Origin of the sequence: Rhizobium sp. PRIMUS64 (genome assembly GCF_023006465.1) — a bacterium.
Classification (GTDB): domain Bacteria; phylum Pseudomonadota; class Alphaproteobacteria; order Rhizobiales; family Rhizobiaceae; genus Rhizobium; species Rhizobium leguminosarum.
Map to the genome: position 1 here is coordinate 25906 of NZ_JALBGX010000019.1, position 12387 is coordinate 38292.

Annotated in this window: 17 protein-coding genes; 12 read left to right on the forward strand and 5 right to left on the reverse strand. The window is 60.8% G+C overall.

Translation table 11 applies throughout. The annotated features are described in order from the left end of the window. Nucleotides 1-18: 18 nt before the first annotated feature. The 3 genes from MOV76_RS10715 to MOV76_RS10725 all read left to right on the forward strand — a co-directional run bounded on the left by MOV76_RS10715 (nt 19) and on the right by MOV76_RS10725 (nt 2582). Nucleotides 19-1401, forward strand: coding sequence for a tetratricopeptide repeat protein (locus tag MOV76_RS10715; RefSeq protein WP_130651967.1), 1383 nt, complete (start codon nt 19-21; stop codon nt 1399-1401). A gap of 210 nt (nt 1402-1611) precedes the next feature. After that, the gene (locus MOV76_RS10720) at nt 1612-1815 is read left to right on the forward strand and encodes a hypothetical protein (RefSeq protein ID WP_247264496.1); all 204 of its coding nucleotides are present in this window, start codon (nt 1612-1614) and stop codon (nt 1813-1815) included. Between the two features lie 11 nt (nt 1816-1826). Then, on the forward strand, nt 1827-2582 hold the full coding sequence (locus MOV76_RS10725) for a hypothetical protein (RefSeq protein WP_247264497.1): 756 nt from the start codon (nt 1827-1829) through the stop codon (nt 2580-2582). A 133-nt stretch (nt 2583-2715) separates the two neighbouring features. Here the strand turns inward: MOV76_RS10725 and MOV76_RS10730 are convergent, their stop codons facing one another. Next, nucleotides 2716-3612, reverse strand: coding sequence for a LysR family transcriptional regulator (locus MOV76_RS10730; RefSeq protein WP_247264498.1), 897 nt, complete (start codon nt 3610-3612; stop codon nt 2716-2718). 119 nt (nt 3613-3731) lie between these two features. Between MOV76_RS10730 and MOV76_RS10735 the strand changes: the two genes are divergently transcribed. The 6 genes from MOV76_RS10735 to MOV76_RS10760 all read left to right on the forward strand — a co-directional run bounded on the left by MOV76_RS10735 (nt 3732) and on the right by MOV76_RS10760 (nt 7152). Further along, entirely contained in the window at nt 3732-4580 is an 849-nt protein-coding gene (locus tag MOV76_RS10735) for a class III extradiol ring-cleavage dioxygenase (RefSeq protein ID WP_018241092.1), read from the forward strand. Next, nucleotides 4577-4957, forward strand: coding sequence for a glutathione S-transferase N-terminal domain-containing protein (locus MOV76_RS10740; protein WP_018241093.1), 381 nt, complete (start codon nt 4577-4579; stop codon nt 4955-4957). Before MOV76_RS10735 ends, MOV76_RS10740 begins: the two co-directional genes overlap by 4 nt. A gap of 29 nt (nt 4958-4986) precedes the next feature. Further along, complete coding sequence (locus MOV76_RS10745; RefSeq protein ID WP_247264499.1) at nt 4987-5385, forward strand: DoxX family protein; 399 nt, start codon at nt 4987-4989, stop codon at nt 5383-5385. Nucleotides 5386-5467: 82 nt separating this feature from the next. Continuing rightward, a complete protein-coding gene (locus MOV76_RS10750; protein ID WP_247264500.1) occupies nt 5468-6370 on the forward strand; it encodes an NADP-dependent oxidoreductase in 903 nt (300 codons plus the stop codon). Between the two features lie 177 nt (nt 6371-6547). Next, nucleotides 6548-6946 carry a hypothetical protein gene (locus MOV76_RS10755; protein ID WP_247264501.1) on the forward strand — a complete coding sequence of 133 codons (399 nt, stop codon included), beginning with the start codon at nt 6548-6550 and terminating at the stop codon, nt 6944-6946. A gap of 8 nt (nt 6947-6954) precedes the next feature. Beyond that, on the forward strand, nt 6955-7152 hold the full coding sequence (locus MOV76_RS10760) for a hypothetical protein (protein WP_026188308.1): 198 nt from the start codon (nt 6955-6957) through the stop codon (nt 7150-7152). 128 nt (nt 7153-7280) lie between these two features. Here MOV76_RS10760 and MOV76_RS10765 read toward each other — a convergent pair whose 3' ends face one another. Further along, nucleotides 7281-7856, reverse strand: a complete 576-nt coding sequence (locus MOV76_RS10765) for a TetR/AcrR family transcriptional regulator (protein WP_131605189.1) — start codon at nt 7854-7856, stop codon at nt 7281-7283. A 113-nt stretch (nt 7857-7969) separates the two neighbouring features. Here MOV76_RS10765 and MOV76_RS10770 point away from each other — a divergent pair, with 113 nt between their 5' ends. Both MOV76_RS10770 and MOV76_RS10775 read left to right on the forward strand, forming a co-directional pair. Continuing rightward, the gene (locus MOV76_RS10770) at nt 7970-8758 is read left to right on the forward strand and encodes an SDR family oxidoreductase (RefSeq protein ID WP_113542609.1); all 789 of its coding nucleotides are present in this window, start codon (nt 7970-7972) and stop codon (nt 8756-8758) included. Nucleotides 8759-8883: 125 nt separating this feature from the next. Then, a complete protein-coding gene (locus tag MOV76_RS10775; protein WP_112906242.1) occupies nt 8884-9957 on the forward strand; it encodes an alkene reductase in 1074 nt (357 codons plus the stop codon). Between the two features lie 359 nt (nt 9958-10316). On the opposite strand, the gene MOV76_RS10780 is transcribed toward MOV76_RS10775, so the two are convergent. From MOV76_RS10780 to MOV76_RS10790, 3 genes are all read right to left on the reverse strand, one after another. Beyond that, the gene (locus tag MOV76_RS10780; protein WP_168297816.1) at nt 10317-10733 is read right to left on the reverse strand and encodes a GFA family protein; all 417 of its coding nucleotides are present in this window, start codon (nt 10731-10733) and stop codon (nt 10317-10319) included. Between the two features lie 64 nt (nt 10734-10797). Further along, complete coding sequence (locus MOV76_RS10785; RefSeq protein WP_210067108.1) at nt 10798-11262, reverse strand: SRPBCC domain-containing protein; 465 nt, start codon at nt 11260-11262, stop codon at nt 10798-10800. Continuing rightward, a complete protein-coding gene (locus MOV76_RS10790) occupies nt 11259-11588 on the reverse strand; it encodes a helix-turn-helix transcriptional regulator (protein WP_247264502.1) in 330 nt (109 codons plus the stop codon). The genes MOV76_RS10785 and MOV76_RS10790 overlap by 4 nt, the downstream gene beginning before the upstream one ends. Before the next feature lie 290 nt (nt 11589-11878). On the opposite strand from MOV76_RS10790, the gene MOV76_RS10795 reads away from it, so the two are divergent. Beyond that, nucleotides 11879-12340 carry a hypothetical protein gene (locus MOV76_RS10795; RefSeq protein WP_247264503.1) on the forward strand — a complete coding sequence of 154 codons (462 nt, stop codon included), beginning with the start codon at nt 11879-11881 and terminating at the stop codon, nt 12338-12340. Nucleotides 12341-12387: the final 47 nt, after the last annotated feature.

Sequence of the window (12387 nt, forward strand, 5' to 3'; positions counted from 1 at the left end):
AACTTCCGGCCGTTGCGAATGGACATCTACTTTGCCGCCGTATTCACAGACCTCGTCCGACACTCAGCGGTTTGGAACAGGGTTTCGCGCGATACGATCACAAGCGCAATTGCGGAATATCGATACCTGTCTCAGACGCTTGCCAGCCAATACGGGCGGCGGCACGAGAACTTTACAGGCGACGGGCATCTTTATCTATTCGAATCTGCTGATGTAGCCGTCCATTTCTCGTTGAAGCTAATCGCCTATTGGAAGCAACGGCGACGTCACTTGACATCCGACCAGGCGCATGACCTCCCAGTCCGGGTGGGCTGCCACTTCGGTGAGTGCTCCCGGATGCACGATGACGACGCCTGGATCGGTCGTGCCTTGAACATCGCGAAGCGCGTGGAAACATGTGCCGAGCCCGATACCCTCTTCGTCACGCAGACCGTACTCGATCTCATCGATCTGCCGGTCTATCTCTTCCACGAGGTTGACGTATTCGAACTCAAAGGCGACTACCTACCGAGGCGGCATCTCTATCGGGTCGTATCAGTGAACCACACGGCACTTGCTGCACGGTCCGAAGAGCGGATGACGGCCGAGGACTGGTTCTTAAAGGGGGCCGGGATCGCAAGTACGGATACACGGGAGCTGGCAAAGGAACTGCATTGCTACGAAAAAGCATTGGAGCTCCGGGCCGACTATCCGGAAGCGCACAACAACCTCGGTGTCATCCTGAAAGCCGCTGGTGACAGAACCGCCGCCGAAGCCCGCTACCTGGATGCCCTTCGCCTCTGGCCGCAGTATCCGGAAGCTCACTACAACTTGGCGATACTTCTTGAGGAAACCGACCGCCCTGATGAAGCTGCAGCACATTATCGGCAGGCTCTGAAGTGCCGACCAGACTACGTGGACGCCCTTCTGCGCCTCGCTGGTCTTTTCGACGAATGGGGCGATCGGTTCGAAGCGCATCATCACTTCCAAGAGGCGCTGCGACTTCGGCCGGGTTTTGCCGAAGCCCACAACAATTTCGGAGTCTTCCTCGAGAAACACGGCGATGCGGAAGAGGCTGAATCGCAGTACAGACAGGCGCTGCAGCTCAGGCCGGATTACGCTGAGGCTCACTACAACTATGCGATGCTTCTCGAAGGGCGAGACGTCGAGGCGGCAGAATCACACTATCGCGCAGCGCTGAGGTCGGCGCCGGAATACGCGGAAGCTCACAATAATCTGGCGGTGCTTCTTCACGAGAAGGGCGCTTTATCGGATGCAAAGTCACATTATCTCACCACCATAAGATTGCGTCCTGTTGACCCGCAGACGTATCGGAATCTCTCCCTTCTGCTGGCAGCGATGGGCGAGGAAGAGCAGGCTGATCGATATGCGCGGAAAGCAAGCGAGCTCTCTTCAGGTTGAGTTTATGCGGTGGCCGGAAGAGGCGACATCAAAATCAATCATGGCAACTGGGAGGTCCGCTCTTCGCGCGTTTGAGACCTCCGCGAAGTTTTTCATCGCCGAGCCACCTCCATGCAGCAACGATGTCGCAAGCCGTTTGTCGTAACGCCCGCATCCATCGATCCACCGTAATCGTCAATCCCTTGACTCTCGAAGGCGACCCAATAATCGTTGGCCTATGATCGTTCCGCGTTCCGCACACGCTTCACGCTCGCCAAGGATCTGGACAATCTCGGGATTTCCGCCGGCGACATGGTCATGGTCCATGCCGCGATGAAGAGGGTAGGGCATCCGCTCAATGGTCCTGATGAACTGATCGATGCGCTTCGTGACGCCGCAGGTGTCAGACGCTCCGAGCAACAGGGTTTCTTATGATAGGCAACCCCTTGCAAAGCGATATCCGGAAACACACGGTACGATCCGATGCAGAAAAAGCGCGCATATGTGCCGCTAACAATGCAGACCTGTATCAGGCGATGTTCCGTGCCCATGGACTGCCTGATCAGCGAACCAGTGCATTTTGGTCAAGCGATGCGATCGCACCTCCATACTATTCCAACATGACGACACTCGACCCGGACGCAACAGAGGAACAGCTGGTTGAAATCGGTCGGTTGACAGATCGGTTAGGACGGAGACCCGGTCTGAAAGATGGGTTTTCCAGGCTCGATCTCGTCAACAAAGGATTCCGGTTGTTGTTTTCCGCATCATGGATTTGGGCTGAACCTCACGGAATTGCAGCGCGTGCGCCTGAAGATTGGACACGCATTCGCGATGCGGCGGCACTGGATCGCTGGGAACATTCCTGGAAAGAGTCTGGTAGCCAGACCGATGCCAACGTCTTCACACCGGCCCTGCTTTCCGATCCCAACATACATATCTATGGCCGATTGGCCGGCGACGGCTTTGATGCGGGCTGCATCGTAAATCGATCACCCGAGGCTGTAGGGATTTCCAATATCTTTAGCTTGACCGGTATGCCGCAGGTCTTCCTGGATGCCATTTCGTTGGCCAACATCGCCTTTTCACCCGATGTGCCGCTAGTCGGATATGACAGTGGCGCCGCGCTAAACGAAATGACAAGGCTGGGCTTCAGGTCGGTCGGCAAACTGAGGATTTGGCTATCTGATGACGGTTCCTAAGCGTCTTTCTCTATTTGCTCCCCAATAGCATTGTTTAATGGGAGACCAACGCTACGCCCTCAATATTCGGCTGCGGATCGGCAGGGCAGAGATTCCTATCGAAGGAATTGTCCGGTCGGGCGTTCTGCGAGCGTCAGAATATCTGTGGCGAGCGCAGCACGAGAAAATCGATGAAGGTGCGGACTTTGGCGGAAAGGTATTTCCGGCTCGGGTAGACGGCATGCAGCGTGTTGCTGATGCCGAGCGTCCCGGCAAGCACCACCTCCAGCCGGCCTGCTTTCAGATCCTCCTCCACCAGCCATTCCGGCAGGAAGACCAGCCCCATTCCCCGCAAGGCCGCCAGGTGCAGAAGCGTCTCGTTGGCACTCAGCAGCACATTGCGGAAGGTGACCTTATGCCGGTCGTTTTGGCGGCCCAACAGCAGGCTTTCGCTGACATTGATGCCGTTGTAGCGAAGCAGCGCATGGCCGTTCAACTCGGCGATGCTCTGGGGTCGCCCGGCGCGTTTGAGATAATCCGGCGATGCCATCAGGCGGAATTCTATCTTCGCCAATGGGCGCGCAACGAGACCCGGATCGAGCCGCTCGGACGACATTGCCCGCAGCGCAAGGTCAAAGCCTTCCTCGACCAGATTGGCGATCCGGCCGCTGAGATCCATATCCAGGCTGACATCCGGATAACGCTGGTTGTATTCGGCCAGGATATCGACAAAGCCTGAACTGGCCGCCCACACGGGAGCACTGAATTTGAGCGTTCCGCGCGGCGCGACCGTGACATTGCCGATCGACGCTTCCACTTCGTCGAGCCCTTCGAGCATCTGCCTGGTCTGGTTGAAATAAAGCGCGCCGGCTTCGGTAAGGGTGACACTCCGGCTGGTCCGGTTCAAGAGCCGGCTTCCCAGGCGCGTCTCCAGATGCATCACGTGTTTGCTCACCATCGCCGGCGACAGATTCAAACGGCCTGCTGCCGCGGTGAAGCTCTTCAGCTCCGCGACCAAGCAAAATACCCGCAGGCTCATCATCGTGTCCATGATCATCAACTTAGAGGAAATGATGCATGTTGGCAAAGCCGATTGATCAATCCAGGGAAAACCAAGACAGTCGCTGAACAAGGCCAGCCGCAGCGGCGGTGCCGAAAAGGAATGGCGACGTGAAGACATCGAGGCTGCCCACCTATTTCCTCAGCCATGGCGGCGGCCCCTGGCCCTATATGACCGGTGGCTTTCGCAGCAATTTCGACAAGCTCGAGCAATCCCTGATCGAGATGCGGGCCGAGCTTCAAGATCTGCCCAAGGCGGTGCTGGTCGTTTCGGGCCACTGGGAGGAGAGGGGCTTTGCCGTCTCTTCGGGCAGTAACCCGGGCATGGTCTACGACTACAACGGCTTCCCCGACTATCTCTATCAGATCAAGTATGGCGCGCCGGGCTCCCCCGAGCTGGCGCGTCACGTGCAGGATCTGCTGCATTCCGCCGGCATCGACGCCAGGCCGGACCCCACCCGCGGCTTCGATCACGGCACGTTCAGCCTGATGAAGCCGCTCTATCCCAACGAAGACATCCCTGTGGTCCAGCTCTCGCTGGATGCCGGTTACGATCCGGCGCTGCATCTCAAGGTCGGCCGGGCGCTCGCGCCGCTGCGCGAAGAGGGGGTGCTGATCATCGGCAGCGGCCTCAGCTACCACAACCTGTCGGCCATACAGGGCACGGCCGGACATGGCCCCTCCCGTCAGTTTGACGCCTGGCTGCAGGAGACGCTGATCCGGTCGCCATCCGAAACGCGCACCGAGCGGCTTGTCGAATGGGAGAAGGCGCCCGCCGCCCGCGCGGCGCATCCGCGGGAAGACCACCTGATCCCCCTGATGGTGGCGGTGGGCGCTGCCGAGGACGAACCGGGCGCCGTCACCTACCACCAGAAAGACTTCGCCGGTGGCCTGACCGCATCGAGCTTCCGCTTCGGCGATGTCCCCTCTGCCCCTCAATCAAAAGGAGATGCGCAATGACCAGCGCAACGTTCAAACCGATCGTCTATCTCAAGGAAAACTGCCCCTTCTGCCTCAAGGTTCGCCTGTTCCTCCTGGAATCGGGACTGGCCTCGGACGTTGAAACCCGCGACTTCGTTCCCGACAGCGAGCAGGAGGCGAAGATCCGCGCCGAGCTTCAGCCGCATCTCGACAAGGTGAGCTTTCCCTCCGCGCAGCTTGAGCCCGGCCGATACGTCACGGAATCCGATGACATCGTTGCGTTCTTTGCAGCCAAGGCAGGCCGCGATCCGGCCGGCATGACGGTCTACCGCAACTATGTCGACGGCGTCTTCGCCATGTCGATGAAGCTCTGGAAAGAAAACCAGGAACTGAAGAAAGCGGCATCCGCCGCCTGATCTCCCATAACCAACATTGGAAAGCCTCGATGACCGATACCAGCAAATGGACGCCATACGTCCTCGCAATCCTGCGCATCATCACCGCGCTTCTCTTCCTCGAACACGCGACCATGAAATTCCTGCAATTTCCGGGTCCGATTCAGGGCGTGCCCTATCCGCTTCCGACCATCATGATCATCGCCGGCGCCATCGAGGTGATCACCTCGGCTCTGATGCTCATCGGCTTTCAAACGCGCATCGCCGCTTTCATCGCCTCGGGCGAAATGGCGGCCGCCTATTTCATGGGCCACATGCCCTATGGCTTCTGGCCGGCGCTGAACATGGGCGAAGTCGCCATCCTGTTCTGCTTCATCTTCCTCTACCTCGCCTTTGCCGGTGGTGGCGCATGGACGCTCGACACCGCGCGTCGTCCGGCTACGGCTTAACGGCGGGAACCGGCCGAGACCGGGCTGCCAGCCGGCAGCCTGGTCTCACGCCCAAGCGCGACGACAAAATCTGGAGACCACAATGAAAGCGGCCCTTCTCAAATCCTACGGCGATGTCGACCAGTTCGAAATCGGCGATATCCCGACGCCGAAGCCCGGACCAGGCGAAATCCTGATCAAGATCGAGGCATCCGCCGTCAATCCTTTCGACCTCATTCTCCGCCAGGGCTTCATGGCCAAGTTCATCCCGCTTCCGCTGCCGGCCGTGCTCGGGGGCGACGCAGCCGGCACCATCTCGGCACTCGGCGACGGCGTTACCGGTTTTGCGGTCGGTGATCGGGTCGTCGCCGATTTTGCGGCAAACGGCAAAGGCGCCCATGCCGAATATGGTGTGCTTCCCGCCACCTCCGTCGCCAAGCTGCCGGTTGGCCTGAGCTTCGAAGCGGGTGCATCGCTGGTCAAGGCCGGGCTGACCGGGCGCCAGGCCGTCGAGGCGCTTGATGTCAAGGCTGGTGACCGGGTTCTGGTCTCCGGCGGCCTCGGCACCGTCGGCCGTTCCGCCATCCAATATCTCAAGCAGATCGGCGCCCAGCCGGTGGCCGGCGTCCGTCCCGAGCGGCTGAGCGAAGGCCAGGCCCTGGCCGGCGAAGCGCTTGACATCACGCTCCCCGTCGCAAGCCCGAGCTTTGCCTATGGGATCAGTGCCGCCGGGCCGGTGGCCGGCAATCTCATCGGCCATATCAGTGATGGCGGCACGGTCGCCAGCATCGTTCCGGTGCCGGAAGGCGCCAATGCCGGAGGCCGCGTCACCATCCATGAACTCTTCCACCGCACCGAGGCGGCGACGCTCGACGCCGTGCTGGATGCTGCCGTGCGCGGCCTGCTGGTCATCCCGATTTCCCATACCTTCACTCTGGAGGAGATCGGTGCGGCGCAGAATGCGGTCGCAGCCGGAGCCCCGGGCAAGGTTGTGCTCAAGCATTAGGGTTTAAGACAGGGCCGAAGCGTGGTGCAGATCTCTCGATCATGCCCCATTCTCTGGCGGTTGCCCGAAAGGTCGCTCACAGCAAAACATCCGTCTTGACACTCTTCGTTATCAGAACATAATAAGAACATCGGCGCGGCGGCCGCCATCTGAAAACCGAAGATATGGAGAGCGGATATGCGTGAGCAGCCGATCGGCGAAGCCGTGGAAGATGATGCGTGGCCCGCAAGTGATGTAATGTGGCCGCCGGAGAAGGAGATTGAGGTCTCCGAGGCGCATGCAAGCCTGGTCAAGGCTGTGGCGGGGAGCCGCGGCGTGAGATTTTTCACCGCCTTCATCATCGACATCCCCAGCGATACCTATCTTGGCGATGTCCAGATGGCGATCGACGAGGCCGCCGGCGAGGCCTGTGGCATCCTGCTGACGAAGCATGTCACCGGCCGTGACGCCGCAACCGGCGAGCCGGTTCTGACCGAGGAGGCCACGCGACCGTTCAAGTTTCCCTGCAGCGAGGGCGTCGCGAAAGCCATAGCGAGCTTCTGCGGCAAACTCAAAATGGCGGGCATCTTCTCTTGAGCGCCGCCATGGAAGCCGAAACATCGTCGCGGCCGGTCGAAAATGAGCTTGCCGAGGTGGTCGCCTATCACAATGGCGATATGCGGGCCGCAATAGGCACGCTGCTGGAGGACGTCCGACATTTGCGCCGGCAGTTGATATTGGCAGAAGGCGCCATGGGCGGCGGCATGACCCGCGGCTGGCGGCCGAGCTACGATCGGGACTAAAATGCCCGAAATGGAGCTGGACGCTCAGCCGACGGCTGCCCACCTATGGCAGGTCGGCATCGAGGATCTTGGATCCGGCGATGGGATGACAACTGCGGCGGGGCACGGCCGCTGACCGTGGCATTTCCTCATTCGGCTTTTGCCGGTGTCGAAGCAGGTCGGTCGGCTCCGTCATCGATCCAGGCCAGCGTCTCCGTCAATATTTCCTTCGACAGGGCGGGATCGACTATGACGCGAGCGAGGATCGTTGCCCCGACCATCGCCGACCAGTTGGCGATTGCCCGGCGTCGGCGGTCGGCGTCCGGCCCTTCGTCCTTCTCGCTCATCCAGTCGATCTGCGCCCGCACACCCTCCGTCACCGCCGCACGGGCCTCAGGCGTCTGGCGCAGCGTGTCGGCGGCAAGTCCGGAAATCGGGCAGCCACCGGCCCTGTTGTCGCGATGGCGCGGCGACAGGTACTCTTCCATATAGGCGCCAAGCGGGAGTGACGCGCCATTGCGCTGGCCAAGCGCATGCGCGAGCGCCTGGACGATCAGGTCGTCCTTCGAGCTGAAATGACCGTAGAAGCTGCCATGCGTCAGGCCTGCGGCCTTCATCACTTCGGCAACGCCGACGGCCTCGAATCCTTTCTCCCGAAACAGCCGGCTTGCGACTTCCAGGATCCTTTGGCGGTTTTCGGCCATCTGCTCACGGCTGATTTTCATGTTGAGATTTCTCCCTCTCTGCCATTGACTTTTTTATGATAGCCATCACTTTAAACCCGTAATTAGGATCGTCATCATAATTATATAACGCTCATTCGAAAGAGAACAAGACAATGACCGACACTCCCACCGTCCTCATCACCGGCGCCTCCTCGGGTATCGGAGCGACCTATGCAGACCGTTTCGCCCGTCGTGGGCACAATCTCGTACTGGTCGCCCGCAATAAGGCAAGGCTGGAGGCTCTCTCGGCGCGACTTCGCGAGGAAACCGGCGTAACGATCGACATCCTGCAGGCCGATGTCACCAAATCCGATGAGCTTGCGGCGGTGGAAACCCGTCTGCGCGACGATCATCGGATCGGGATTCTCGTCAACAATGCCGGCACGAGCCTCGAAGGCACGTTCGTCAATCAGCCCGTCAATGATATCGCCCAGCTGATCGCGCTCAACACGACGGCGGTTGCCCGCCTTTCCAGCGCCGTTGCGCCACGCTTCGTCGAAGCGGGCTCGGGCGCCATCGTCAACGTCTCCTCGGTCGTCGGACTCGTCCCGGAATTCGGAATGACGGTCTACGGCGCCACCAAAGCCTTCGTGACCTTCCTTTCCCAGGGGCTCAGCCTCGAACTCGGTCCCAAAGGCGTCTACGTCCAGGCGGTCCTGCCGGCGGCGACACGGACGGAGATCTGGGAGCTTTCCGGCATCGACGTCAACACGCTCTCCGGCGTGATGGAAGTGGGCGAACTAGTGGACGCCGCCCTGGCAGGCTTCGACAAGCGCGAGCCCGTCACCATCCCGCCGCTGCACGATGCCGCCCAATGGGACGCCTATCAGTCCGCGCGCCAGACGATGATCCCGGGCTTTTCGCAGTCTGAGCCGGCAGAGCGCTATCGAGCCGCCTCGTAGCGCTTCCCGCGGAAACGCGCCGTCACACCAACACAGGCTGTGTCGCAAGGCCGGCCTGTGCCGTGTTCCGGCGCGAAACTCCGAGATGTGACAGAGACCCCCGAAATCCTGACGAAAGAAACGAAATGACTGACAACGCACTTTTTGAACCCTACACACTCGGCGCCCTGACGCTCGCGAATCGGATCGTGATGGCGCCCTTGACCCGCAACAGAGCCGGCGCCGGCTTCGTGCCGGGCGATATCGCCGCGACATATTATGCCCAGCGGGCGACAGCCGGCCTGATCATCTCGGAAGGCGCGCAGATTTCGCAGGAAGGGCAGGGCTACCAGGATACACCGGGAATTTATACGCAAGCCCAGATCGACGGCTGGCGGAAAGTCACCGACGCGGTGCATGCCAAAGGCGGACACATCTTCCTGCAGCTCTGGCATGTCGGTCGTATTTCGCATGTCGATCTGCAGCCGAATGCGCAGGCGCCGGTCGCGCCATCGGCCATCAAGGCTGAGACCAAGGTCTTCGTGAACAATGCCTTCGTCGACGTGTCCGAACCTCGCGCGCTCAAACTGGATGAGATCCAGGCCATCATCGCCGATTTCCGTCGCGCCGCCGCCAACGCGATTGCCGCGGGCTTCGATGGCGTCGAAGTCCATGGCGCCAACGGTTACCTGCTGGAACAGTTTGCCAAAGACGGCTCCAACACCCGCACCGACGCCTATGGCGGCTCGGTCGAACATCGCGCCCGGATGATATTGGAAGTCGCTGCCGCCGTGGCTGCCGAGGTCGGCGCCGAGCGGACGGGAGTGCGGATTTCGCCGGTCAACAGCGTCACCTCGAGCGATCCGCAGGCGCAATTCAACTATATCGCCGAGAAGCTTGGCCAGATGGGGATTGCCTATCTCCATGTCGTCGAAGCTGGGCGCGGCGGGCCCAATGAGGCTGCTGCCTTTGACTACGCGGAGCTCAGGGCCAAGTTCGCAAACACCTACATTGCCAATAATGGCTACGACCTCGACCGCGCAACGTTGCGATTGACGGAGGGCGCAGCGGATCTCTTCTCGTTCGGCCGGCCATTCATCGCCAATCCTGATCTCGTCGAGAGACTGAAGACCGCTGCTCCGCTGGCGGAGGTGAACCCGGCGACCATCTATGGCGGCGGCGCCCAAGGCTATACCGACTATCCCTCCATCGCCGCATGACGCGCGCGTGATGCACCGGCGCCGTGCTGCTGCACGGCGCCTTTTCACCATGCCGAATGGGGGAGGCGGCGGGGCTAAGAACGCCCTTGCCTCAAGTTTCACCAGGACGCGCAGGCCGAGGCGAATTTCTGCATTGCCAGCTGATACCGTCCGCCAGCTTTAGATGTTTAGACGCCGGATCATGTTGATTGGTGGGGCAATCGCCCGCATTGGCTCGACCTGGCCGAGCCGATCGAGCGTCTTGCCGGAAATTGACATCTCCTGGCATCGCCTGCGCCAGGTCAGGTGGGCATCGGATTCACTGACACACGGCGACCCAGCCGTCGATCGCACCATTTGCCAGGCCCGCTGCCCCAACTCTACATCGGCGGCATCGTCTCGAATTTCGGCACCGCCGGATCGACCCGGTCCCAGCCGAGGCCGCGCAGCGTGTAGGTCACCATCTGCGGCTGGTATCGGGTGGGATCGTCGAGGCTGGCGGCGTGAATGGTGAAGAGATCGGGCATGGCAGAGAAGGTCAGATAGACGGGCGCGCCGCAGCTGGGGCAGAAGCCGCGCGTCTTGACGTTGCCGCTGTCGGCGACCATCTCCCAATGCGTCGCCTGGCCCTCGAGCTTCACTGCCTGCCGGCTCGGGAAGGTCAGGTAGGATCCGTGCCCGGTGCCGCTGGTCGCCTGGCAATCGCGGCACTGGCAGTCGTTCATCGCAATCGGCTCGGCCGAGATTTCATAGTGGATCGCACCGCAGGCGCATCCGCCGGTGTAAGGCTTGCTCATATCTCTCTCCTGATGAAGCGCCGCCGAATAAAACGCTGCGTCGGCAAGCGCGATGTCGGTCGCCTCAGTCCGTCTCGCCGACGATGGCGCCGATGTTCTTCACGACCTTCTTCCAGCCTTCGCCCATCTTCTGGAAGGCGGTTTCATTTCTCGGCAGGACGAAGCCGGAATGGATGAGGCGAAGCCGCGTGCCGGCTTCGACCTCGGACAGGATGAAGGTGACCACGGTGTTGAGCGGGGAGCCGTAGCCGGCATTTCCCTCATGCCCGCCTTTCCAGGCATAGGAGAGACGCTCGTTCGGCTTCACTTCCAGCACCTGGCAGTAAATGGTGCCGTCCCAGGCGCCGGCGGGCGTCGTCTGGTAGGTGAAGCGTTTGCCTTCCACGGGCTCGAAGCCCGCCGGCATCATCAGCCAGCGGCCCATCAGATTGGCCGTGGTCAGCGTTTTCCAGATCGTCTCCGGCCGATGCGGGAAGACCTCGTCGACCACGATCTCTTGCGTGTCGGGCCTCAATGCGGCGTCGCTCATGGATCGATTTCCTTCAGCAATGTTCTGAGATTGGCAAAGCGGTCGCGCCAGAAGACGCCGTAATGGCTCATCCAGTCGACAAGGGGCTCCAGGCCTTCCGGCTCGGCGCGGTAATAGACCTTCCGGCCTTCGGGGCGCTCGGCGACCAGGCCCGCCAGCTTCAGCGCCTTGAGGTGCTGAGAAATGGCGCCCTGCGTGACGCTGCTTGCCCGCGTCAGTTCGACGACGGTGATTTCGTCTGAATTGACGATCTGCTCAAACACGGCCCGCCGCGTGGGATCGGCAAGGGCGCGCATGACGGTGGTGATGGAAGCGGCTTCGATCATGAGGAAATAAATAGCCTATGCTAATTGATGAGTCAAGGCTAATTTGTTTTGGTGGGGAGTTCGCCTCTTGCTCCGTCTTCCTCGGGCTTGACCCGAGGATCTACGTCGGCCTCCATCAGCCACGGGCATGGATCCCAGGCTCGAGGCCTGGGATGACGGAGGGTGGGGGCGCGTTTCCGCCAAACTTGCCGCCGGCGCAGCGGATGGCGCGTCGAGTGGCCGGGGATAGCGGAGTTGAGTTGCGGACAACCATTTGCTGATGCAGAGTGCTTTCGAAATGGAAAGCCAAAGTGACCAAGAAAAACCGTAGCAACCCGCGCTCGGGGAGCCACACCGCCGACGCTCCAGCGGCCAAACCGTTCACAAGCAGCGCGCTCGCATCGGATCTGACGTGGCTGCCGGATGTGACGGCTGTCGGAAAGCCACCGGTTAGCGCTGAAGCCTATGTGCAGGCTTATCTCGCAGATCCTGGCGAATGGTATTGGTCGACGATTTTACTGCATGATTCGAGAGAGAGCGTCTTGAAGCGCGTTCTCGCCATTGTCGAGCAAGCCAGATTACCTGATCACGAGAAAGCGCTCGGTCAAATGGGCGCCGGCCCGCTCGAAGACATGATGTCGGATGAATTGCTGGATCATTTGCAGCATTGGCTGCCGTTCACGCCTGCCATGCGGTATGCGCTCGGTCAGGTTCGAATGTCTAGCGAACCTCCTGCCTTGCAACAGCGACTGAAGGCGATGCTCACGCGGTAGTGCCTCCGCGGCCGGTCGGCATGGATTCCAGGCTCAAGGCCTGGAAT